Origin of the sequence: Bacillus gaemokensis (genome assembly GCF_001590835.1) — a bacterium.
Lineage (GTDB): Bacteria > Bacillota > Bacilli > Bacillales > Bacillaceae_G > Bacillus_A > Bacillus_A gaemokensis.
Map to the genome: position 1 here is coordinate 115,177 of NZ_LTAQ01000067.1, position 22,001 is coordinate 137,177.

Below are 22,001 nucleotides of genomic sequence, written 5' to 3' on the forward strand. Positions count from 1 at the left end.
TCCTAATATGTAATTTAAATTCCTAAAGTAGCACCGCCATCAATACATAAATTATGCATTGTAATATGACTTGCTTTATCTGACGCTAAAAATAGAACTGCTTCAGCAATCTCTGAAGGCGTTGCTATTTTTTTCAATGGAATTCCTAATCTATATGTATCTTGCGAACCCGCAATAATTTTTTCAGCACCATTTTCATCAGCCCAAAGTAATCGCTGCATGTCTGTCTCAGTTGAACCAGGAGAAACTAAATTACAGCGAATACCATATTCCGCAAGCTCAAGACCAAGACATTTTGTAAACATCGTTGCAGCAGCTTTCGATGCTACATAAGCAGCCATTTCCATTCTAGGTACACTCGCAGCGTTTGATCCTACAGTCACAATTGCACCAGATTTACGTGACATCATACGTTTACTTACTGATCGAGAGACATAAAACACACCTGTAGCATTTACAGAAAACGTCTTATCCCAATCTTCATCACTTAAAGAGTGAATGGCACTCATCTTCAACACACCAGCAACGTTAACTAAAATATCAATTGGGCCCATTGTATCCTCGACCTGATTTACTGTATCTTCCACCGCAGAACTATCACTCACATCTAAAGGGAACGCTTTCAGGAGACCGCCTCTTGTTGCATGATAATCCGAAAGTTTATTGAGACCTAACATATTCTGATCAACCGCTGCGACCTTTGCCCCTCTTTCCGCAAGCATGTTTGCTACAGTTTCACCAATTCCTTGTGCTGCTCCAGTAACTAAAGCAACCTTCCCATCAAATTCCCCAAAGTTCATATTTTCAATTCCTTTCCTTACAACGAATTGATTCTCTTTATCTTGTATGTTCTCAATGGTAGATTAATAAAGTTAACTTGATTAATCTATAAAAACATTTGAACGAATATCACCAATCAATAATGATATTGAAAATCATTATCAATTAATTCACAAAAATCATACACATATTAAACTGATCAGTCAAGTACAGTTTAAAAGTAATTTCATCTTCACTTATCTAGATAATACTAACCGCACAAACTATGAGAATGATTTTCATTTTCTTTCGCTACAACGAAATGATAATGTTTCTCAATGTTCTTGTCAATCTTTTTTTATTTTTCAGATAAAATATTTTACTATCGTAACATACCAACTCACAGAAAAAATCTTTAATTTTATTATAAATACAGACTTTTCTTCTGTAATTTCTATAAAAATCTTACATAAAAAAATTTAAATTAAAGCTTTAAAATTTCCTTACAATCTATTGTAAAATTTATTATATTTTACATAAAAATCTTTTTTATGAAATAAACTGCATTTATACCGATGTTAATTTTCTCAATAAATTTCTAAAAAATTATTAGAAAAAATTTAAAACTAGATCATGAATATACATCTAAATAGATGGGGTTTTTTGTAATTTTCGTTAACATTCACTATAAATATAAAATAAGAGAAGATGACTTATGAGTGATTTTTGGAGAATTGTAATCCTATTAATAGCTATAGCATTCCTTATACTCTTCGTATTCTTAATATTAAGAACTTTATTCCCAGAGAAAAAATTTGAAAAGAAAGTCGGGATATCTCTAGTTGTGTTAAGTATCCTAACTATACTAATCAATATTTTTTTGATAGGCGGATAGGAATGTCTGGGAATTAGATTTATTGCTGCTTTTGTCCTAGGCGGAACACTCTTAGCCATGCTTGCAAATACAATCATCAATTTATTCTTATCCAAGAAAGATAAGCCCAAGACATACTAATGCCCCTCCCCTTCTGCCAAAAGAAAATTTGATATGATTTAAAAATAAAAACGTTCATTAATTATAAAAATAATTAGTGAACGTTTTTATTTAAGCAACTGAGTTCGCCAAATGGCTGTAATTAATATAGACCTTCTAACACAGGAAGCAATAACATATCCATAGACAAAAAAACTATTTTAATTTGATAAACAGGTTTTTACTTTTCGTTCAATATTAGATATTAATCTTTATCGCAACTATACATTTTTAATTTAGCATTTAAAACATTAAGAACATATCTACACAAAAAAGGTAAGCAAACATATTAAACATAAATAATATGTGCTTACCTTCTATTTTTAAGATTTTATAACATTGCTAAAACTCTTTCTCTTATACTCTTACAACTGTTTCCTCAAAAGTAATTGTCGGTTCTGCAAGCTCCATCATATCAAAGGAGTTTTTCACACGTCTTATAATTGTTTCTTTCAATTCATCACATTTATGTTGATCTAGTGATTTTACAAAAACAAAATTCTTGTAATATAACACATCAGAACCTTTATCTAAAGGGTTTAAAAACATCCCCTCTTTTGTAACAAAAGCGTTAGAGTGTCCAGATAAAGTAGAAATAAATGCTTCTAAAATTCTAGATTCTCTATCTGAAAATTCTTCTTCACATACTACTTTTAAATTCATTTCTGTTATCATTTACACAATCTCCTAACCAAAGTTTTTCCACAAGGAGTCATTTGGCTAGCGTATTTATTACACTTCACTTTTTAAATGAATGTCTTTTTGCAGTTCATAGAACTCACCCGAAAAACTGTAGTAACACTTACTTTCATTACATGATCTTTTTTATCCATAACAAATCTCTTCTTTCGTAATATTATAATTCTGCATTATATTTATAATTCCTTTTTAAAATCCAAAGTTTTTTTATATGTTTTGTACACTTTCTTAACATTCGTATTTTTTGTATACTTTAAATGTTAAGATAATTCGATTTTCTAGGAGGTTATTTTTTTTATGTCTACATTAGATAAAAGATCCATTGTTGAAAGTGTTCCACAAAAAGGATTCTTTGGCCATCCCAAAGGCCTATTCACGCTTTTCTTTACAGAATTTTGGGAGCGCTTTTCTTATTATGGAATGAGAGCAATTTTGCTCTTTTATATGTATTATGAGGTTTCAAAAGGTGGTTTAGGGATTGATAAGGCAACAGCCGCTTCGATTATGGCTATTTACGGTTCACTTGTATATATGTCTGGTATTATTGGCGGCTGGATCGCCGATCGTCTATTAGGGACAAGCCGAACTGTTTTTTACGGCGGCGTTTTAGTTATGTTTGGTCATATTGTTCTATCTTTCCCTGGCAGCATAACTGCATTTTTTGTATCTATGGCACTTATTGTCATTGGTACAGGATTATTAAAACCAAATGTATCTAGTGTTGTAGGAGACTTATATAGCGATGAAGATACAAGACGTGATTCAGGATTTAGTATCTTTTATATGGGAATTAATTTAGGTGGACTTCTCTCTCCTTTAGTTGTTGGTACACTCGGACAACAATATAATTTCCATCTTGGTTTTGGTGTAGCAGCTATCGGAATGCTGATTGGTCTTATTGTATTTGTTGCTACAAAAAAGAAAAATCTTGGTTTAGCAGGAACACAAGTACCTAATCCATTAGCACCTCAAGAACGAACAAAAGTATTTGGAAGAATCGGTATTGGTGCTCTTATTATCATTGTCATTGGTGCAATTACGATTACAACTGGTATTTTAACAATAAAACGTTTTACTATGGTAGTGAGTGTGTTAGGTATCATCATCCCAACTTGTTATTTTTATGTGATGTATCGTAGTCCTAAAACGACTGAAGTAGAGCGCTCTCGTCTTCTTGCATACATACCTCTTTTTATCGCAGGTATTATGTTCTGGTCTATTCAAGAACAAGGATCAATTATTTTGGCGAGATATGCAGATGAACGTACACAATTGCAATTTGCTGGCCTAGAATTACAATCTTCTTGGTTCCAATCTCTTAATCCATTATTCGTTGTATTATTCGCACCTGTATTCGCATGGTTATGGGTGAAACTCGGAAACCGCCAACCATCGACTTCTAAGAAATTTTCTATTGGACTATTCTTTGCTGGAATCTCTTTTTTAATCATGATTATTCCTGCTTATGTAAATGGAACTGAATCACTAGTAAACCCAATCTGGCTAGTACTTAGCTTCTTCCTTGTTGTAATTGGAGAATTATGCTTATCACCAGTTGGACTTTCTGCAACAACAAAATTAGCACCGGCTGCATTCTCTGCCCAAACGATGAGCCTATGGTTTTTATCTAACGCATCAGCTCAAGCGATTAACGCTCAAATTGTTCCACTATACAAACCAGAAACAGAAATTATATATTTTGGTGTAATTGGTAGCATTTCTATTATTCTAAGTGCACTTTTATTTTTACTTTCACCAAAGATTCAAGGATTTATGAAAGGTGTACGTTAATTCTGTTATATAGCACAATAAGAGAGACTAGTTGCTTGCTAGTCTCTTTTATTCTTCCTTTTTCTAAATACTTGTTTTTCCTGTACGTAGAGAGAAAAGAGTGGTTATGGTAAAATATAACTATCGGGAGGTAAAGAACAATGCAACTACCAAAATGTACGAATTGTAGTCTCAATCTTTCTTGGACACAGACATGTAAGCAAACGATGATTGTAAAGAAAGACCCTTTACAATGCCCACATTGCAGCCACGAATTATTTTTTACTGCCAAATCGAAAAAGAGATTGTTTTTCTTAGTCGTACTTTTTCCTATCTTATTTGTGGCTTTAACAGCCTTTCAAGCTCCAACAAGTATATCTCTTCCTTCTTTCATTATCTATCCTACTGTAGTTGTGTTCATTACACCATTTCTTATTGAAGTAACAAAAAATGAAGAAGCTCTATTTTAAAAAGGACGAATCATCTCGTCCTTATTCTAAGTTAACCAAACTTTATAAACGATAGACTTCGGTGTGATATACTCCTCATCAGCATGAATTTTATAATTTGCTGTAGACGATGTACTTGCTTTAACTAATTCATAAACCAATGCGTAAGCAATTTTGGCATCAGTCGTCCTATATCCATCATATAGATTGCCAATTTCATTATAAGCCCACTCATGTGCTTCGCGCTGTGTTTCAAATGTTATTCCATCTTCATGCCAACGGATATTCATGAATAAACCTCCCCCGTTTTAAACGCAAATTTTATATTATTTTTTTTCTTCTCTCCCACATAATCTTTGCTTCCAACAACCTCTTTACACACAGAATATATATTCCTATTGTACAAATATTACGGCTCTCGGATAGTTTCTTAATCGTATATTAGCTACAGTTGACATACATTTGTTACACTAAAAATCATTATGATGAGTAATACGTGTATCAAAGAAAGACACCTTTCATTTTTTAGCATGCTACATCTTTCTACAATCCAATTATATATTTATAAATAAGTAAATACAGATCTTTGCTTTAAAACCTCTACTCCATTATTCTTCATTCGAACTCTAGTCTCTCAATAAACCGTTTTAAAATTTGGGAAGGCTGTTTCTCCTTACGAAGTACCCACCCATAAGAAAGTGGCTTAAGATTAGGAACTACTAAATCAATAGAGACAATTTCTTTTTGATCATTCAATGGATTATTTGCGAATGAATAATCTACACCAATCGTAATGGCTAACTCTTGCTTTACTGCATTATGTATCGCCTGCGCATTATTGGAAATGAACAATATATCCGCTTTTCCATACTTAGAAAACAAATCATTGATACTATCTCGAATATATTCATCGTCATATAGGACCAAGGTCTGGTTTACCAATTGTTCTGGTATAACTGTTCTCTCTAAGGCTAGTGGCGAATTCTTATTTACACCGACAACGATTTTCACCTCTAATAACCGTTCAAATATAAAACGAGTATGTTTTTCCCTCAGCTTTTCTGATAATGCAATAAATCCAATATCAATCTTACCTTGCTGAAGATCGTCTAATATTTCTTTATGTCCCTTTTCATATATTTTTATGTTTACGTGCGGATGATCCTTTTTAAACTTTGCTACGATATCTATTAATACATGCATAGGCCCTGGTATCGTCGCAATTTTTAATTCTCCGCTTAATGTATTGTTGTAGATTTGCGCTTCTTCTTTTAAATCCTTCACTTGCAGTAAAATATCATTGGCTCTCCGAATAATCGTTTTCCCTTCTGCGGTTGGAATCGCACCTAAACCACGCGAACGAGTAAAAAGCATCACTCCGAGTTCTGTTTCAAGTAAAGAAATAGATTGACTAATTGCAGATAACGTAACGTGAGATTGTTGAGCCGCTTTCGTAAAAGAGCCGGTTTTTGCTACTTCAACAATATACGCCATTTGTTCAAAATTCATTGTACTATCCCCTTATTAAGTATTACTTAATTATTAGTAAATATATCTAAATTTTAATGAATTACAAATAGCGTTACAATACAGATAGTTATTATTTTTCTATGAAATAGTAACTTGCATCAACACATCCTAAACAAATTGCAGATTCTGTTTATTTACTTTCTTTAGAGGAAGCAAGTGCAGTAAATGGCAGTGTTGTTATGGTTGACCAAGGATATGCATCTTTTAAATAAAGGTTACCTGTAAAACTATAAAAGATTTTTTAGTTTACTTTCTTTGAAATTACAAATGAAATCAATAGCTAGTTACTAATCTATTTAAAGGTAGGTATAAAACATGTGCGGAATTGCAGGATGGGTAGATTGGTCAATGGACCTTTCCAATCAAAAAGAAACTTTAAAAAATATGACGGATGCTATCGTTCATCGCGGACCAGACGCAGAAGGTTTTTGGTTCTCAGAGCGCGCTGCATTGGGGCACCGTCGTCTCATCGTCATCGATCCAGAAGGTGGCCTTCAACCAATGTTGTATAAAGAGGGAATAGCTACAATTGCTCTAACTTTTAATGGGGAAATCTATAACTATCAAGAACTTCGTATTGAACTCGAAGAAAAAGGTCATGTATTTCAAACAAAATCAGATACAGAAGTATTACTTCATGCCTATCTAGAATGGCATGAAGACTGTGTGCAACATTTAAATGGGATCTTCGCCTTCGGTATTTGGGATGAGAGATTACAACGTCTGATGTTGGGCCGTGATCATTTAGGAGTAAAACCTCTCTTTTTTGCTCAGCGTGGTGACGCCATTCTCTTCGGATCTGAATTAAAAGTATTACTTTCTCATCCACTTGTAAAAGCAGAAGTAGATACAGAAGGGCTTGCCGAAATCTTTTGTCTTGGACCGATGCGTACACCTGGTCATGCCATTTTCAAGGATATACATGAAGTACGTGGTGGTCATTATATGCTATTTACTTCTAATAAAACAAAAACAATACAGTACTGGACACTTAAAAGTAAAACACATACAGATGATCTCGATACTACTGTCGAAACAATCCGTTCTATTTTACAAGATACAGTGAAACGACAATTAGTCGCTGATAGACCTGTAGTATCTATGCTTTCTGGTGGATTAGATTCTAGTGGTTTAACAAGCCTAGCAGGTAATGAATTTATAAGGAATAGGAAGACGCTTCATACCTATTCCCTTACTTTTACGAATGAAGAACAAGACTTTAAAGAAGACTTCCTTCGCCGCGACCGTGATGAACCTTGGGTAAAACGTGTAGCTGAACATGTGGGAACAAAGCATCACTCTATCGAATTAGGTTCAGAAAAATTAATGAAAAATTTATTAATTCCAATGAGAGCGCGCGATTTACCAGGTGTAGGAGAACTGGAAACTTCCCTATATCTTTTGTTTAAAGAAATGAAAAAAGATGCCACGGTCGCTCTTTCTGGAGAATCAGCAGATGAAGTATTTTCTGGATACCCATGGTTCCATCAAGAACAATTCTTAAATGCGGAGATTTTCCCTTGGCTTGTAAACTATTCTTCTATTGCAGATATTTTATCAGAAGATTTAAAAGCAAAAATCAACCCAAATCGCTATCAAAAACAACGCTTCCAAGAAGCAGTTCATGAAATTCCCTTTTTAGAAGGAGAAAATGATCTACAAACGAAACAACGTAAAATGTCTTATATGTTTATAACACGTTTCTTACCATTTATGTTAGAACGTAAAGATCGTACCAGTATGATGACAGGCTTCGAAGTACGCGTTCCATTTTGTGATTATCGCTTAGTAGAATACCTTTGGAATGTTCCATTTGACATGAAAAGCATTGATAATATTGAAAAAGGGATTTTACGCCGCGCTTTCCAACCTGTACTCCCAGAAGATGTGTGTTATCGTAAGAAAAGTGCGTATCCAAGTACAAAGGATGACACGTATTTACAAGGAATTAGTGATTGGATGCTGAATGTGTTAAATGATGCTACATCCCCTATCCTGCCACTAATTAATGTGGAAAAATTGCGAGCGATCGCAAAAGGAAAAGATGAAGTTATCTTCGGTAATGAAGCAAGAGGTTTAATAGATTACCTCCTTCAATTGAATAGCTGGCTTCAAGAATACCAAATTAAAATCGTTTAAATATATTAAATTACATGAAAAATCCCATCCGTGATACACAAACAGATGGGATTTTTCACTTAAAGAAAGTAATCATTCTTGTTCCAAGCTCATTAAATAGATTATTCCATTTAAGGTAAGCTTCACTTTCCTTATGCCTTCTTTAGAATATAACAATAGAAATTCGTTATTTAATCTCTTTAATCCGAGAATACTCCCCTCTTCTACTTGCCATATTTGAAAACACTCTATCCTTTCAGAATACAATCAATACGTCTAATAGCTTCTTCTGGTCCCCCACAAGCTAAGAAACTTTCATTAATTTTTTGTATCCCCTTTTTATATTTTTGATTAGAAAGAACTTCCTTTACAGCATCCCTTAAAGAATGAATATTAATATTGTCTTTAGATAATCTATACCCTGCTTCAAGATCTTCTAATCTCTGTGCTACCATAGGTTGATCTTTATCATGCGGTATAACAACTAATGGTACATGAAAGTGAATTGCTTCATTAACACTATTCATCCCACCGTGTGTAATAAAGACGTCAGATTGGCTTAATACCTCTAATTGAGGTACATATGAAGAAATTATAATATTTTCTGGTACTTGCTTCAGTTTAGTAAAATCTGTTTTCTCTCCAACTGCTATTACAACTTTCCCCTCAAAATCAGCAAAAGCATCCATACAAATATTAAAAAATTGCTCTACTTTATCGAGAACTGTTCCCATAGAAATATAAAGAACTTTCTTGCCTTTTAATTCTTCAAGTGGAAAATGATTTTTTGTCTTTCTTTGTGGAAAGCTTGGTCCAATAAAAATATTATCCTCTCCAAAATCGCTACTATTTGGCTGAAAATATCGGCTTGTGTATACAATACTTAAAGTACCTGTATTATTCATAAATTGAAGCATATTTTTTGGTGAAACACCGAATTCCTCATTCATTTGAGATAATAATTTTTCAGCATTTTCATTACTTTTCAAAGAAAATTTTTCAAAAAATTCTTCCGGCATCAAAAATGATGATGATGATGAAATACCCGGAATATTTAAGTAATCTCTTACTAATTCTCCTGCACCGAATTTATCATAAATAACTAAATCAAAATTAATAGTTTCTGATAATTTTTTAGTGATTCTTAGAATATCCAGAGAAATCTGAATATGGATATTAAAAAATTCTTGAATACCAGAAGGAATTGAAGTATTTATTGATGCTTTTCTAATTAGATCGGAATGAAGATGAACTATCGCCCCAATCCCTTCAAGTCTTTCTTTAAATTTTTCTGTAGTAATGTAATGTACATGATCCCCTCGTTCAGTAAATGCTTTTACCATACCTAGGGTTGGATTGACATGCCCCTCTGCAGGGAAGCCCACTATTAAAATATTTAACATCGGTTATTCACTCTCCTTACATTTCCAAATAATTTAATTGTTATCTAGTGGCTGTTCATTATGTTCCACATTTCTCATTTTAACTGTATCTATATCACTTATCTTCATACAAAAGTCGAAACACTCTCTACAACTTTAGACTCATACGAATTTTGTACGATCCAAAAAGCTGCCTTCAACTTTGGAAGGTGTATTTTTTCTTTTCAACCCTATCAGACCTACACAGGACATTTCATTCAAATATTTTTAGTCATACAATATCAGGTTCAATACTTTAGAGAAAATCAAAAAAACTGTAACTTCTCTCAAAAAGAAGCTACAGTCTTTTCTATTCCTAGCTATAGTATAAAAGCATCAACATGCCACGATAATAACGGTGATATATAGAACGGAAATACATTAAGATACTTAATTACATTTCATAAAAATATTTCAAATAACCCTTGACCTCAACTTAGGTTTAGGTTGTATTCTTTCAATTGTAACGTACTTAGTATAGAATTTGGAGGAAATAAATATGAAAAAATTTGCTTTTGTAACAGGTGCTAATAAAGGAATTGGATATGAAATTGTCCGTCAATTAGCTGAAAAGGATTATCACGTATTTTTAGGAGCTCGTAATGAAGAACTCGGACAACAAGCCGTACAATCTTTAAGATTTTCAAATGTTTCGTTTATTCCAGTAGATATTTCTGACACACATTCCATTCAAAACTCTGTATATAAAATTCTTGAAGTAACTGATCACTTAGATTTGCTCATTAATAACGCTGGGATAATCCCTTGGTAATAAAGGATAAATAATATGAATTATACGATCGGGCAAGTCGCAAAAATGAATCATCTAACCATTTCACAATTACATTACTATGATAATCAAGGCCTATTACCATTTCTCAAAAGAACTGAAAAAGACAATCGAGTTTTTGACGAGGAAGCACTTAAATATTTAGAAATGATCTTATGTTTAAAAAATACTGGAATGACAATCCAAAAGATTAAACAATTTATTGATTGGTCAATGAATGGGGATGATACGATCCCTCAACGATTAAAAATGATGAAACAACAAGAAATCAACGTCCTACAACAAATTCGTGATACTGAAGAAAATCTTAAAAAAATCCAACAAAAAATTGCAAAATATGAACATGAGCTAACTTCAAAAAATCACGATGAACAGTAACTAATGATTATTTCCGTAAATTTAAACATAGCAATATAAAAAACTAATGTACAAACTTAAAGTAAATCCAATTATTATTCACGTAAGAAAATATTGCATATATTTACCGCTAATACTGCTAGAAAATTCATGTTATCATTCATTTATCGAGTTTACATTACTCGAAATGTCTTCCTACACAAAGACATTATACTCTCTTCCCTTTGAATCTCTGTCGCTACAGGGGTTCTTTTTTTTGGAAACTTAGCTAAGTTAGATTGATGCCTAGAACATTTGGGTTATTGCCTTCGTATATTGGAGTGTAGTAAAAAAAGGAGGGATTTTATGTATTGGCAATCACAATCTATTCCTAATTATACAAATTATTCACATCCATATGAGTATCCTCATCAATTTGCTCATGAGACTGATTTCCGCCAGACACTAACCGGTAGATGGCTATGTGATGACGGTGGTCTTTACCATATACATCAGCCTAGTGGTACATCAGAAATATATTGGCTTGGATTAAGTGATGGTGGATTAGGAACTAATTTTACAAATGTATTTGTTGGGGACATTCGACCAGGGGGAATTATAGACGGAAGATGGGGAGATATCCCTATTGGTAATATTATGCAACACGGTAGATTAAGACTACAGGTAGAAGGCGGCGGCACACGATTAAGAGCCCTACAAAAAACAGGTGGATTCGGTGGATCGATTTGGACTAAACAATAAAACAAGCATACGTATGATTCATCTCCTTCATATATCAGTAAAAGAACCGAATCTCCCAGATAGTTTATGGCCCGTAAAAAAGCAAGAATGGCACAAACTATATCGATTTAGACTTAGTCCTTTCTTCAAAATATCGGAAATCTTCAGACTCTCGTTAAAATACAACGAATATAATTCTTTATCAGCCGGCAGTACATGAGATTCGAAATAGTCACATCGTTTACTTTCGAATCTCACTTCTTTATCTCGATAATACATCGAATGCAAAAACGGACATTTCGCCTGGTATATACAATTACCTTCTTTCGGAGTGTAGCAAGCACATGTTTCTCGGATCAATCGTTTTACTCGTATTTCTACTCTCGTAATCTCGCTTCCTTTCTTCTATAAATAAAAAGACGTGAAATGATATTTGCATTTACACGTCCTAATTTATCTGGATATATCTCCACAGTATGCCATTGTCCTCGATTGATCTTACCGCTATCATTTTTCGATAAATGCAGAATAACGCAAAAAATCCGCCCTTTTTTCACGATATTGATAAGGAGAATCTCCCTTTGTATATAAAAATAATATCATACATTAGTTTTCAATAAGTTCCATTATTTTAATAGGAGTATTTAAAAAATCTGTACAGTTGATAACTATTTTTTAATAGTCTAAAAGATGCTTTAGTGGAACACCTATAGAGTTTTCTACAAAAATAGTAGTATTTTTGTTGTAATATAAATATTAATTTCAAATCGACATTAGTAACCACAAGCTGTAATAAATTCTTCTATTTTATTGTTCAAGTCACTTACATGCATGTATTTGTTTACATTTGGATTATTTTCATCATTAAAGTCGTCTTCTTCAATGATTAATGGTGTAGAAGGTAAATGCGCTAGGTGAAGAAGATATTGTGGATCGAGATTAGCTCCATTCAAGCCAATTTCTTTAAACATTGCAGTACCTATCGAATGATATCTTGCAAAATCAGCCTTATGTACCCCTTTCATCATATCACTACCAATTCCTCTCATTACTTTTTCAATAGATGTTTCTAAAACTTTTTGTTTTGGTAAGCAGTTTATACTTAAAATTTTTTCAATATCCACATCTCATTCACATTCCGAATGTCTTACTGGAAGAATTAAAAACTCATCGTCAATTTATTAAATATGAAAAAGAAAAAGCCGGTGATAAATACACCGACTTAGATTTAGTACTTCCTTCAAAATATGGTAATTCTTTAGATCAACGTAGTATTCGCCGATCATTTTATCATATCAGTGAAAAACTGGGATTGCCTCGAATAAGGTTCCACGATTTAAGACATAGTCATGCTACAATGTTGATACAACAGAATGTGAATATCAAGTTAATCTCTGAACGTTTAGGTCATTCGCAAATACAAACAACACTAAATATCTACGCTCATGCAGTACCGGAGTTACAACGATCCGTAGCAGAAAAAATCGATCAGGTTTTCGAAAATTGTGACCAATAACTAAAATCGAGCCAATTCGAGGGTTACTTCACCACAAACCTCGTCTCACTACACCCATCCTTCTGCTTCGTTACTTCTAAAACAGCTGGCATTGCGTTCTTCAACTCTTGTACGTGTGAAATAACACCGATAAATCTTCCTGATTTTTGTAAATCAATCAATGCATCAACTGCTTTTGTTAATGACTCTTCGTCTAATGAGCCGAATCCTTCATCGATAAACATTGTTTCGATAGAAATACCGCCTTCATATGCCTGGATGACATCCGCCATACCGAGTGCTAGACAAAGTGATGCATTAAATTTCTCACCGCCGGACAATGTTTTTACGTCACGCGTTTGGCCTGTGTATGCATCATATACATCTAATCCTAATCCACTTTGACGATTTCGCTTTTCAACTCGTTCACTTCGTTTTAAATAGAATTGTCCGTTTGATAGTTTACGAAGTCTTTCGTTAGCGATTTGAACAATTTGTTCTAGATACTCAATTAAAATGTAACGTTCAAAGGAAATACGACTTTCATTATCTCCTTTCATTACTTCATATAAGTCAACAAGCTCTTGGAAAGCTTTTTCTTCTTCATGAATTTGTTCATCGATTCGTCTAATATTTTCATGTAAATCAGAAATATATACAACTGCACTTTGAGCGCGTTGACGCTTTTCTTTTGTAATATCAAGTTGAATTTCTAGCTCTTTCATTTGTTCTTCTAACGATGTAATATCCGTCCATTCTTTTCCGCTCAATTCACTTGCTAGTTCTTCAATTTGTTTCGCTAATACTTCAAGAGATGAATAATATTTTTGAATTTGCTCGTGTAGATTTTTCATTTCTACATCAGTTAATTTTGCTTCTTTATAAGCTTGCTGGTCTATAAATCCGCCCTTTTCAAGCTCTGTCATAAAGCGAAGTAACGTTTCTTCCTTCTTTTCTTTTGCATGATTTACCTGCTTCACGGATCCATCATATTCAGCTTCCACGCGTATATTTTCATTTTGCCAATGTTGATAAGCTTCTTGGACTTTCTTCCACTCCTCTTCCATAAAGCGAAGTATGCTAGTAGCTTGATCAAATTGCTGCTTCCACGCTTCTAATGTTTGTAAGTCTTCAGGGATTTTCTGCTGATCATGTTCATAGGACGTACGAAGTTGCATGCACTCCATTTCAGTACGGTGCTGCGTTACTTCAGCTTCGCGTTTTTGCTTCTGTAACTCTTCTAATTGTTCTTCAAATTCCTTTAGACTTAGTGCAAGTTGTTTACGCTTTTCTTCACTTGCTTTTAGCGTGTTTACCTCAGCAACCAGTTGCTTTCCATTTTGCACCAACGTACGATATGTTTCGACTAACTCTTCTGAACGGTATCCACGTTTTACGACTTCTTCTATTACTTGCTCATATTGCAATCTGTAGAAGTTCCATTTCTCTTCTACTTGAACATGTAGTTTTTCCGCAACTGTTTTCTTTTCACGCAGTTCATTTAACTGTTTTTCATCAATGGAATCTCCGCGTTCTGTTGCTTTCTTCGGATGATCCACACTACCACATACCGGGCAAGATTCGCCTTCGTGAAGATGAAGAGCTAACATTCCTGCTTGTTCGTTTAACCAACGATGTTCCATCTCTTCATATGCTTTAACTGCAACTTCCACCTTTTGATTTGCAGTTTCTTTCTCTTGTTCATATTTTTGTTTTTCTTGCCAAACATCACATGCTTGCTTTAATACTTTTGCATCTTCTCGCATATTCGTTAATTCTTCTACTTTTGTTACGTACTGCTCAAGAGCTGCTTCTAACTGCTGTAATTCTCCAGCAGTTTGTTGTTTTTTAGAAACCTGTCCTTCTAACTCTTGCTCAAACCTATGAATACCCGCTTTCAGTTTTTCACTCTGAAGTTCGGCCTGTTGTAATTTTGATTTTTTCTCTGCTAATGAAGCAATGATTGGCTGTAACTCTTCTAATCTTTGTACAGTTTTCTTACCTTCTTCACGCACAGACTCCTTGCCCTTTAATTCTTCATACTTCTCCTGTGCAAGTCCAAACGCCTTGGCTGTTTGTTCTTTCTTTACAAATATTTGTTTCAATATTTGCTTTGCATTTTGTTCGCTTTGCACCGCTTCTTCATACCATTGTTCAAATGGTAATAGTCGTTTTGCTTGTTCTGCACGTTTGAAGCGTTGTTCTGCTGTTTCTATTTGTGCACGATTCTCTTGTAAAACCTTTTGTTGTTCTTCTTTCTGCTGCAAAGCTTGGAACTTTTCATTAATAGATTTAGCTGCATGGAAATGAACTTCTACTTCTTTTAATTGCTGCGTTTGTACGGTTTGCTGCGTTTGCAATTGTTCAACTTCCACCTCATAGCAATTTGTTTCCTGTTCAAGAGCCTCAACTACTTGGTGCGTATTTACATGTTCCTGCTGAACTAATGTCTCTAATAATGAACCATCTCGAATCGGTAACTTAAAAACATTACGGAAATATACTTCTCTTTCTTTTTGTTTTTCTTGAAGAACATCTTTCCATTGTTTACGTTTTTGATCTAACAATTCACGCATTAATTTATAACGATCTGTTTTAAAAATACGGCGTAAAATCTCTTCTTTATTTTCTGTTTCAGATGTTAATAACTTTCGGAACTCCCCTTGCGGAAGCATGACAATTTGACTAAATTGATGTTTGCTAAGTCCGATTAAATCTTCTACTTTTTTATTCACATCTGTCACATGAAAACGATCCACACATGGAACCTTCTCGTCATCTATCACTGCATATAATTCAACAGCATGTCCCGTAATTGTTTTATTCCCTTGTTTTTTATGACCAAGCTGCCTCTTTATTTCATATTGTTTTCCTTTCAACTGGAAGGTTAACTCTACACTTGTGTATACATTATCATCAGCAAATTGGCTACGAAGCATACTTGTATCACTACGTTCTTCCCCACTCGCTTCTCCATATAATACATAACAAACCGCATCAAATATCGTTGTTTTTCCAGCTCCTGTATTTCCTGAAATCGCAAAAATACGATGGTCACCAAGATCATTGAAATCGATAACTTCTCGCTGTTTATACGGACCAAACGCCGTCATAATAAGCTGAAGTGGTCTCATCCTCGTTCACCTTCCCGTTCTTGCACTGTTTGTAATACGTCTAAGAAAAGACGTTCTTTCTCTTCTGATAAATCTGAGCCCTTCATTTCTCTATAAAAAGCTTTCAAAAGAGATAAGTCATCTGTTTTATGTCTAGAAATAGTAACTTCATTTGTTTCTGTAAATTCGCGTCTTTGAATAGAACGTTCAACATGCATTGCATTTGGATAGACGGAACGAATTTTCTCCATCGGTTGCAATACAGGATTCTCATCTAATAGTTTCACGAATACATAATCTTCACTTGTTGGATGCTTTAATAAATCATCTATTTTCGCTTCTACTGTTCGCATTTGGCGACGAGGTGTAAATAAACGTTTTTCTATTGTCGTTTGACCTGCTTCATCTAGTTCAACAATATAGTATCCTTTTTTATGTCGTTCTTCAGAAATGGAATACGCAAGTGGCGAACCAGAATAACGAATTGTTTCATTACGTACAAAATGCGCTTGATGTAGGTGACCAAGCGCCGTGTAATGAAACTTGTCGAAATAGTGACTATTTACATATTCAGCACCGCCGATTGAAAGCGGTCGTTCTGCATCACTCGTATTTTCTTCTGCCTCGCCCGAAGAAGTAACAAATGCGTGTCCTACAAATACATGTCTTGCTTCTTGATCCATTGTTTCCGAAAGTTCATTCATGAAAATTCGCATCGCATCATCATGAGAACGAATATCTTCATTTTTCATAACATATCTTACAATACTTGGATCTGCATATGGGACTAAATGAAAATGAACTTCTCCGTGCTTGTCATTTAAAACAACAGGCTCATATGGAAATTGAAATTGTCCAACAATATGTAATCCTTGTTTCTTCATTAAGCTACTTCCAAAATGAATGCGATCGGGACTATCATGATTCCCTGCCACCGCGATTACTGGCGTTTGTAAATCAATTACTATCTTTTGTAATACATCATTTAATAAGTCTACTGCTTCTGTTGGTGGAATTGCTCGGTCATATAGATCACCTGCAATAATTACAGCATCCGGTTTTTCTTCTTGCACAGCTTGAACAAACTGATCTAACACAATTCGTTGATCTTCTGTCATGTACACGCCGTGAACAAGTTTCCCTAAATGCCAATCCGCTGTATGAAAAAGCTTCATTTTCCCCTTCCTTTCTCTCCTCTAATTTACTGATTGTAATGAAACAAGCTGATAGTTAAGTGTTGTTTTTCCATTTTCCCACTCTAACTTTTGAATGATTGCACTACCTATTCTTTCTTGATCTGATTTATATAAAGGTAATATTTCATACACAGCAAATAAGTGATAACCATCTAATATTAATTGGAATACATTTTCTTCTATATGTAATCTCGTTTCTTGTTCATTTGAAATAATCTTTGTATGCATTTCAAACTTCATATACATGCAACCCCTTTTCTCTACTCGCTATACTTTAATAGTATAGTGGCTATTCCTGATTGACAAGTGAATACATGGTGAAGAATACACTTTTATATTTGTTATCCCTTTTTTATTTTTTCTATTACAATACGGTATGTGAAATTATGACTATTTACAAAAATAAAAATGCCCTTTCAGGCACTCTTATTTTTGTAAATAGTCCTTCATTATATAATACAATACAGTAATTAAAATAATCGCTATAAAAAACGAGAATAATGTCACAATATATCCATCTTTATTTAATATAAAGCACAATGAAATAGATAATATAAAAACCGGAAATACGAGACGTACTTTATCCTTAACTTCTTCTGTCGTATCTGTATGATGAAAATACTGTGTAATTCCTACCATGAGAGAAGACAAAATAATAACCGATAATAGCAAAGGCCCTGGCATTCCGATCTCTCCTTTCTCTATTCCCTATTATATACAAACTCTCGCGTCGTTAAAAGTTAGACAATTCAGCTAATACAATAAAATGAAGTTTCTTTCCCGATCATCCCCATACTAATTAGTCATTTTTCTTTTAGTTAAAGATAATACATATCGTATTCCCTTCGTTTTCAATAACTGATGTTGTAATATTCCTTTTCATATGTTGAAATCCTGCAAATATAACTCGTCAAAATATGCAATAGTACAAAAACCATTTCACTACACTTTCTACATGTAAATTTGTTTAGACATTTAGACAGTTTACTCCTATCCTTTCTTTTTAATTAAAGGATTCAAACCTGGCACATTACTTGCATATTTTAAATGATAAAGGACATTTCTACTTTCACCGAGAAATAAGAACTAGACAATATATAAGAGGAGGATTCAAAATGACCGAAAATGTTTTATTTTCCATTGTTGAAAATGGTATTGCATCGATTACTTTAAACCGTCCAAAAGCACTTAACTCTTTATCTTATGATATGTTAAAACCCATTGGCCAAAAACTAAAAGAATGGGAAAAAGATGATCGTATTGCAATTATCGTCTTAAAAGGTGCTGGTACAAAAGGATTTTGTGCTGGCGGTGATATTAAAACATTATATGAAGCTCGCTCTAGTGAAACTGCATTACAACATGCTGAACAATTCTTTGAAGAAGAGTATGAAATAGATACTTATATATATCATTATCCAAAACCAATTATCGCTTGTTTAGATGGAATTGTAATGGGTGGTGGTGTCGGCCTTACAAATGGCGCTAAACATCGAATTGTCACAGATCGAACAAAATGGGCCATGCCTGAAATGAACATTGGGTTTTTCCCAGATGTCGGCGCCGCTTATTTCTTAAATAAAGCACCTGGACAGGCTGGCCGATATGTCGCTTTAACAGCATCCGTTTTAAAAGCTGCTGATGTATTATATATAAATGCTGCTGATTATTATATGGCATCTGAAACATTACCTACTTTCCTTACCGAAGTTAAAAATGTAAATTGGCATAATCAAGATGTACATACAACTTTAAAAGCACTCATTCATAAATTTGCAACCACTCCTAATACTGAAAGTGAACTTACTTCCTTATTAGAAGAAATTAATCAACATTTTTCATTCCATACCGTTGAAGATATCATCCATTCATTAGAGAATGACGGAAGATCTTTCGCTTTAAAAACGAAAGAAACATTACTATCAAAATCCCCGTTCTCTTTAAAAATAACACTAAAACAATTAATTGATGGAAAAGAAAAATCAATTGAAGAATGCTTTGCGACGGATCTGGTGCTCGCTAAAAATTTCATGCGACACGAAGATTTCTTTGAAGGAGTACGTTCAGTCGTTGTCGACAAAGATCAAAATCCACAGTACAAATATAAACAATTAAGTGACGTTTCAGATGAAGATGTAAACCGCTTCTTTAATCTTCTTAATGCATAGCGAAAAAAGCTAGATGAAGCAGCTTATCCACTGCCTCATCTAGCTTTTTCATTCTCATATTATACATTATTAAATTTTCTTTAATCCCTATCTTGAATTGTGTTACACTACTTTTAATTCAATTTTCAAAAAAACGAACAAAGAAAGGTGGAGGGATTGTGGAGAATTATTTTCTTTTTATTATCATGTCTATTTGTCTTATTATTTTACCTGGCCCTGATACTGCAATGGCTACGAAAAACACTCTTACTGCAGGAAAAATAGGAGGAATAAAAACTGTTTTCGGTACATGTATCGCCCTTTTAATTCATACTTTAGCTGCTGTAATTGGGCTCTCAGCTATTATTGTTAAATCCGCTTTCTTATTTTCTATCTTTAAATATGTTGGTGCGATTTATCTAGTCTACTTAGGCATAAAAGCACTTTTATCTTTAAAAAACAAAAACAGCATTGATACGAATGAGCTGCCTATGAAACATGCAGTTGAAAACACATCTTGCTTCCGACAAGGTTTTCTTACGAATCTTTTAAATCCAAAAGTCGCTTTGTTCTTTTTGACCTTTTTACCGCAATTTTTAAATCCTAACCATAATACATTCATTCAATTTCTCATCATGGGACTTACTTATTTAGTTTTAACTGCAATATGGTTTGCCTTTTATATATTCTTAATTGATAAAATAAGTGTCTTTATGAAAAAGCCAACTACTCAAAGATACGTTCAAGGACTTACCGGCATTATTTTAATTGGATTTGGTATCAAATTAGCCTTCGAAAAAAATAGTTAATGATAAAAAATAGACCACTCTCTACTGAGGGGTCTATTTTTCGTACATGTAACAAGTTACATATTACTATTTGTCTATTAAAACCAGCGCTCTGTCACAACTTTCTTACGTGTATAGAATTGAACGCCATCTGTTCCATTTGTTCCAAGATCACCATAGAAGGACGCTTTATTACCAGCAAATGCGAAGAATGCCATCGGTGCTGGAACATTAACATTTACGCCAATCATGCCTGCATCAATATTATCACGGAATGTTTGTGCATGTTTACCACTTGATGTATAAATAACTGCACCATTTGCAAATTTTGATTGATTTGTTAGCTTAATTCCCTCTTCTAAATCTTTTACTCTCACAATACTCAGTACTGGAGCAAAGATTTCATCTTGCCAAATTTTCATATCTTGATTTACTCCATCAAAGATTGTTGCTCCAACAAAATACCCTTCGCCGGCCTCTTCATTAATCTTACGACCATCTACTAATAACGTAGCTCCATCTGCCACACCGCTATTAATATAGCCTAATACACGCTCTTTATGAGATTCACGAATTAATGGCCCTACGTAATTGTCCTCATGGAAGCCATCGCCTACTTTTAATTTACGTGTTTCAGATACTAGTACATCAATAAATTCATCAGCAATTTCATCCACAACAGCTACAACAGAGCATGCCATGCAACGCTCGCCACTGCTTGCAAAAGCAGAACCAATTACACCTTGCACTGTTTTTTCAAGATTACAATCCGGCATAACAATTGCGTGGTTTTTCGCTCCTGCAAGTGCTTGTACTCGTTTTCCATATTTCGTTCCTGTTTCATATACATAGCGTGCTACTGGCTCAGAACCAACAAACGAAACAGCTTGAATGTCCTTATTTTCTAGAATGCTATTTACAACGTCTTTTCCGCCCTGTACTAAGTTTAGGACTCCTTTTGGGAAACCAGCTTCATAGAATAATTCTACAAGTCTCTCAGCTAAAAGCGGTGTTCTTTCCGATGTTTTCAGTACGAATGTATTACCACAAGCGATTGCCAGTGGGAACATCCATAAAGGAATCATCATCGGGAAGTTAAATGGTGTAATACCAGCAACAACTCCGATTGGATAACGCCAAATCGATCCATCAATTCCACCTGCAATATTTGGAAGTGCTTGTCCCATCATTAAGTTTGGTGTTGATGTTGCAAGTTCTACAGCTTCAATACCACGCTGTACTTCACCGCTCGCATCTTTTAATGTTTTTCCATTTTCTAATGTAATAATTTTTGCAAGCTCATCTTTGTTTTCTTGTAGAAGTTGTAAATATTTATATAACTGTCTTGAACGATTCGGAACTGGAATTTTTGACCATGTTTCATAAGCCGCTTTGGCAGCTTCTACAGCACGATCCACATCTTCTTTTGGAGAAAGCGGAACATAAGCGATGATTTTTCCTGTTGCAGGATTTGGGACAGCTTCGACTTCTGTACCAGTAGATTCTACCCATTCACCATTAATATGATTTTTCACTCGTTTAATTTCTGTTGTAATCATTATATTCGCTCCTTTTTGTTTTTAAAAGTAGAGATTCTTTCGTAATGAAAGTATAAT

20 protein-coding genes and 2 pseudogenes are annotated in these 22,001 nt (G+C 34.1%); 10 read left to right on the plus strand and 12 right to left on the minus strand.

Annotated elements, in window-relative coordinates:
• Nucleotides 1-14: 14 nt before the first annotated feature.
• Nucleotides 15-800: a 2,3-dihydro-2,3-dihydroxybenzoate dehydrogenase gene (locus tag AZF08_RS25525; RefSeq protein ID WP_033674844.1), complete on the minus strand. Its 786-nt coding sequence runs from the start codon at nt 798-800 to the stop codon at nt 15-17.
• A gap of 1,349 nt (nt 801-2,149) precedes the next feature.
• On the minus strand, nt 2,150-2,467 hold the full coding sequence (locus tag AZF08_RS25535; protein ID WP_033674846.1) for a hypothetical protein: 318 nt from the start codon (nt 2,465-2,467) through the stop codon (nt 2,150-2,152).
• Between the two features lie 321 nt (nt 2,468-2,788).
• On the opposite strand from AZF08_RS25535, the gene AZF08_RS25540 reads away from it, so the two are divergent.
• Nucleotides 2,789-4,282 carry a peptide MFS transporter gene (locus AZF08_RS25540; RefSeq protein ID WP_033674847.1) on the plus strand — a complete coding sequence of 498 codons (1,494 nt, stop codon included), beginning with the start codon at nt 2,789-2,791 and terminating at the stop codon, nt 4,280-4,282.
• Between the two features lie 140 nt (nt 4,283-4,422).
• Nucleotides 4,423-4,731, plus strand: coding sequence for a TIGR04104 family putative zinc finger protein (locus tag AZF08_RS25545; protein WP_033674848.1), 309 nt, complete (start codon nt 4,423-4,425; stop codon nt 4,729-4,731).
• A 26-nt stretch (nt 4,732-4,757) separates the two neighbouring features.
• Here the strand turns inward: AZF08_RS25545 and AZF08_RS25550 are convergent, their stop codons facing one another.
• Together AZF08_RS25550 and AZF08_RS25555 are read right to left on the minus strand one after the other, a co-directional pair.
• A complete protein-coding gene (locus tag AZF08_RS25550) occupies nt 4,758-5,000 on the minus strand; it encodes a hypothetical protein (RefSeq protein ID WP_033674849.1) in 243 nt (80 codons plus the stop codon).
• A 325-nt stretch (nt 5,001-5,325) separates the two neighbouring features.
• Nucleotides 5,326-6,219 carry a LysR family transcriptional regulator gene (locus AZF08_RS25555; RefSeq protein WP_033674850.1) on the minus strand — a complete coding sequence of 298 codons (894 nt, stop codon included), beginning with the start codon at nt 6,217-6,219 and terminating at the stop codon, nt 5,326-5,328.
• Nucleotides 6,220-6,341: 122 nt separating this feature from the next.
• Here AZF08_RS25555 and AZF08_RS31640 point away from each other — a divergent pair.
• Both AZF08_RS31640 and asnB read left to right on the plus strand, forming a co-directional pair.
• Nucleotides 6,342-6,452 (plus strand): annotated as a pseudogene (locus tag AZF08_RS31640) (SDR family NAD(P)-dependent oxidoreductase); the annotation flags it as partial.
• A 103-nt stretch (nt 6,453-6,555) separates the two neighbouring features.
• Nucleotides 6,556-8,379: an asparagine synthase (glutamine-hydrolyzing) gene (gene asnB, locus AZF08_RS25560; protein ID WP_033674851.1), complete on the plus strand. Its 1,824-nt coding sequence runs from the start codon at nt 6,556-6,558 to the stop codon at nt 8,377-8,379.
• Nucleotides 8,380-8,606: 227 nt separating this feature from the next.
• Here asnB and AZF08_RS25565 read toward each other — a convergent pair whose 3' ends face one another.
• Nucleotides 8,607-9,761 (minus strand): macrolide family glycosyltransferase, encoded by a 1,155-nt coding sequence (locus tag AZF08_RS25565; RefSeq protein WP_033674852.1) that lies wholly within the window; start codon nt 9,759-9,761, stop codon nt 8,607-8,609.
• 517 nt (nt 9,762-10,278) lie between these two features.
• Here AZF08_RS25565 and AZF08_RS25570 point away from each other — a divergent pair.
• The 3 genes and pseudogenes from AZF08_RS25570 to AZF08_RS25580 all read left to right on the plus strand — a co-directional run.
• A pseudogene (locus AZF08_RS25570) lies at nt 10,279-10,539 on the plus strand (SDR family NAD(P)-dependent oxidoreductase); the annotation flags it as partial.
• A 27-nt stretch (nt 10,540-10,566) separates the two neighbouring features.
• Nucleotides 10,567-10,947, plus strand: a complete 381-nt coding sequence (locus tag AZF08_RS25575; protein WP_033674934.1) for a MerR family transcriptional regulator — start codon at nt 10,567-10,569, stop codon at nt 10,945-10,947.
• Between the two features lie 324 nt (nt 10,948-11,271).
• On the plus strand, nt 11,272-11,667 hold the full coding sequence (locus AZF08_RS25580) for a hypothetical protein (RefSeq protein ID WP_033674853.1): 396 nt from the start codon (nt 11,272-11,274) through the stop codon (nt 11,665-11,667).
• Between the two features lie 27 nt (nt 11,668-11,694).
• Here the strand turns inward: AZF08_RS25580 and AZF08_RS32305 are convergent, their stop codons facing one another.
• Nucleotides 11,695-12,006 carry a hypothetical protein gene (locus AZF08_RS32305; RefSeq protein ID WP_161486812.1) on the minus strand — a complete coding sequence of 104 codons (312 nt, stop codon included), beginning with the start codon at nt 12,004-12,006 and terminating at the stop codon, nt 11,695-11,697.
• A gap of 413 nt (nt 12,007-12,419) precedes the next feature.
• Complete coding sequence (locus AZF08_RS25585) at nt 12,420-12,770, minus strand: hypothetical protein (protein ID WP_033674854.1); 351 nt, start codon at nt 12,768-12,770, stop codon at nt 12,420-12,422.
• On the opposite strand from AZF08_RS25585, the gene AZF08_RS25590 reads away from it, so the two are divergent.
• On the plus strand, nt 12,710-13,162 hold the full coding sequence (locus AZF08_RS25590; protein WP_082246071.1) for a tyrosine-type recombinase/integrase: 453 nt from the start codon (nt 12,710-12,712) through the stop codon (nt 13,160-13,162). The two genes, AZF08_RS25585 and AZF08_RS25590, sit on opposite strands and share 61 nt — an antisense overlap.
• 23 nt (nt 13,163-13,185) lie before the next feature.
• Here AZF08_RS25590 and AZF08_RS25595 read toward each other — a convergent pair whose 3' ends face one another.
• The 4 genes from AZF08_RS25595 to AZF08_RS25610 all read right to left on the minus strand — a co-directional run bounded on the left by AZF08_RS25595 (nt 13,186) and on the right by AZF08_RS25610 (nt 18,134).
• Nucleotides 13,186-16,275, minus strand: coding sequence for an AAA family ATPase (locus AZF08_RS25595; RefSeq protein WP_033674856.1), 3,090 nt, complete (start codon nt 16,273-16,275; stop codon nt 13,186-13,188).
• A complete protein-coding gene (locus AZF08_RS25600) occupies nt 16,272-17,429 on the minus strand; it encodes an exonuclease SbcCD subunit D (protein ID WP_033674857.1) in 1,158 nt (385 codons plus the stop codon). The genes AZF08_RS25595 and AZF08_RS25600 overlap by 4 nt, the downstream gene beginning before the upstream one ends.
• Before the next feature lie 21 nt (nt 17,430-17,450).
• On the minus strand, nt 17,451-17,690 hold the full coding sequence (locus tag AZF08_RS25605; RefSeq protein WP_033674858.1) for a DUF2584 family protein: 240 nt from the start codon (nt 17,688-17,690) through the stop codon (nt 17,451-17,453).
• 186 nt (nt 17,691-17,876) lie between these two features.
• Nucleotides 17,877-18,134, minus strand: coding sequence for a hypothetical protein (locus AZF08_RS25610; protein WP_033674859.1), 258 nt, complete (start codon nt 18,132-18,134; stop codon nt 17,877-17,879).
• Between the two features lie 431 nt (nt 18,135-18,565).
• Between AZF08_RS25610 and AZF08_RS25615 the strand changes: the two genes are divergently transcribed.
• Nucleotides 18,566-19,618 carry an enoyl-CoA hydratase/isomerase family protein gene (locus AZF08_RS25615; RefSeq protein WP_033674860.1) on the plus strand — a complete coding sequence of 351 codons (1,053 nt, stop codon included), beginning with the start codon at nt 18,566-18,568 and terminating at the stop codon, nt 19,616-19,618.
• A gap of 155 nt (nt 19,619-19,773) precedes the next feature.
• Nucleotides 19,774-20,406, plus strand: coding sequence for a LysE family translocator (locus AZF08_RS25620; RefSeq protein WP_063177407.1), 633 nt, complete (start codon nt 19,774-19,776; stop codon nt 20,404-20,406).
• Nucleotides 20,407-20,483: 77 nt separating this feature from the next.
• Here AZF08_RS25620 and AZF08_RS25625 read toward each other — a convergent pair whose 3' ends face one another.
• Nucleotides 20,484-21,944 (minus strand): CoA-acylating methylmalonate-semialdehyde dehydrogenase, encoded by a 1,461-nt coding sequence (locus AZF08_RS25625; protein ID WP_033674862.1) that lies wholly within the window; start codon nt 21,942-21,944, stop codon nt 20,484-20,486.
• Between the last annotated feature and the right edge of the window lie 57 nt (nt 21,945-22,001).

What these genes read in the sequence shown, in the direction of transcription:
- AZF08_RS25605 (WP_033674858.1), bottom strand. Translation starts at nt 17,690, where the DNA reads ATGAAGTTTGAAATGCATACAAAGATTATTTCAAATGAACAAGAAACG.
- AZF08_RS25575 (WP_033674934.1), top strand. Translation starts at nt 10,567, where the DNA reads ATGAATTATACGATCGGGCAAGTCGCAAAAATGAATCATCTAACCATT.
- AZF08_RS25540 (WP_033674847.1), top strand. Translation starts at nt 2,789, where the DNA reads ATGTCTACATTAGATAAAAGATCCATTGTTGAAAGTGTTCCACAAAAA.
- AZF08_RS25545 (WP_033674848.1), top strand. Translation starts at nt 4,423, where the DNA reads ATGCAACTACCAAAATGTACGAATTGTAGTCTCAATCTTTCTTGGACA.
- asnB (WP_033674851.1), top strand. Translation starts at nt 6,556, where the DNA reads ATGTGCGGAATTGCAGGATGGGTAGATTGGTCAATGGACCTTTCCAAT.
- AZF08_RS25595 (WP_033674856.1), bottom strand. Translation starts at nt 16,275, where the DNA reads ATGAGACCACTTCAGCTTATTATGACGGCGTTTGGTCCGTATAAACAG.
- AZF08_RS25525 (WP_033674844.1), bottom strand. Translation starts at nt 800, where the DNA reads ATGAACTTTGGGGAATTTGATGGGAAGGTTGCTTTAGTTACTGGAGCA.
- AZF08_RS25615 (WP_033674860.1), top strand. Translation starts at nt 18,566, where the DNA reads ATGACCGAAAATGTTTTATTTTCCATTGTTGAAAATGGTATTGCATCG.
- AZF08_RS25550 (WP_033674849.1), bottom strand. Translation starts at nt 5,000, where the DNA reads ATGAATATCCGTTGGCATGAAGATGGAATAACATTTGAAACACAGCGC.
- AZF08_RS25565 (WP_033674852.1), bottom strand. Translation starts at nt 9,761, where the DNA reads ATGTTAAATATTTTAATAGTGGGCTTCCCTGCAGAGGGGCATGTCAAT.
- AZF08_RS25535 (WP_033674846.1), bottom strand. Translation starts at nt 2,467, where the DNA reads ATGATAACAGAAATGAATTTAAAAGTAGTATGTGAAGAAGAATTTTCA.
- AZF08_RS25590 (WP_082246071.1), top strand. Translation starts at nt 12,710, where the DNA reads ATGTTTCTAAAACTTTTTGTTTTGGTAAGCAGTTTATACTTAAAATTT.
- AZF08_RS25600 (WP_033674857.1), bottom strand. Translation starts at nt 17,429, where the DNA reads ATGAAGCTTTTTCATACAGCGGATTGGCATTTAGGGAAACTTGTTCAC.
- AZF08_RS25555 (WP_033674850.1), bottom strand. Translation starts at nt 6,219, where the DNA reads ATGAATTTTGAACAAATGGCGTATATTGTTGAAGTAGCAAAAACCGGC.
- AZF08_RS25625 (WP_033674862.1), bottom strand. Translation starts at nt 21,944, where the DNA reads ATGATTACAACAGAAATTAAACGAGTGAAAAATCATATTAATGGTGAA.
- AZF08_RS25610 (WP_033674859.1), bottom strand. Translation starts at nt 18,134, where the DNA reads ATGCCAGGGCCTTTGCTATTATCGGTTATTATTTTGTCTTCTCTCATG.
- AZF08_RS25580 (WP_033674853.1), top strand. Translation starts at nt 11,272, where the DNA reads ATGTATTGGCAATCACAATCTATTCCTAATTATACAAATTATTCACAT.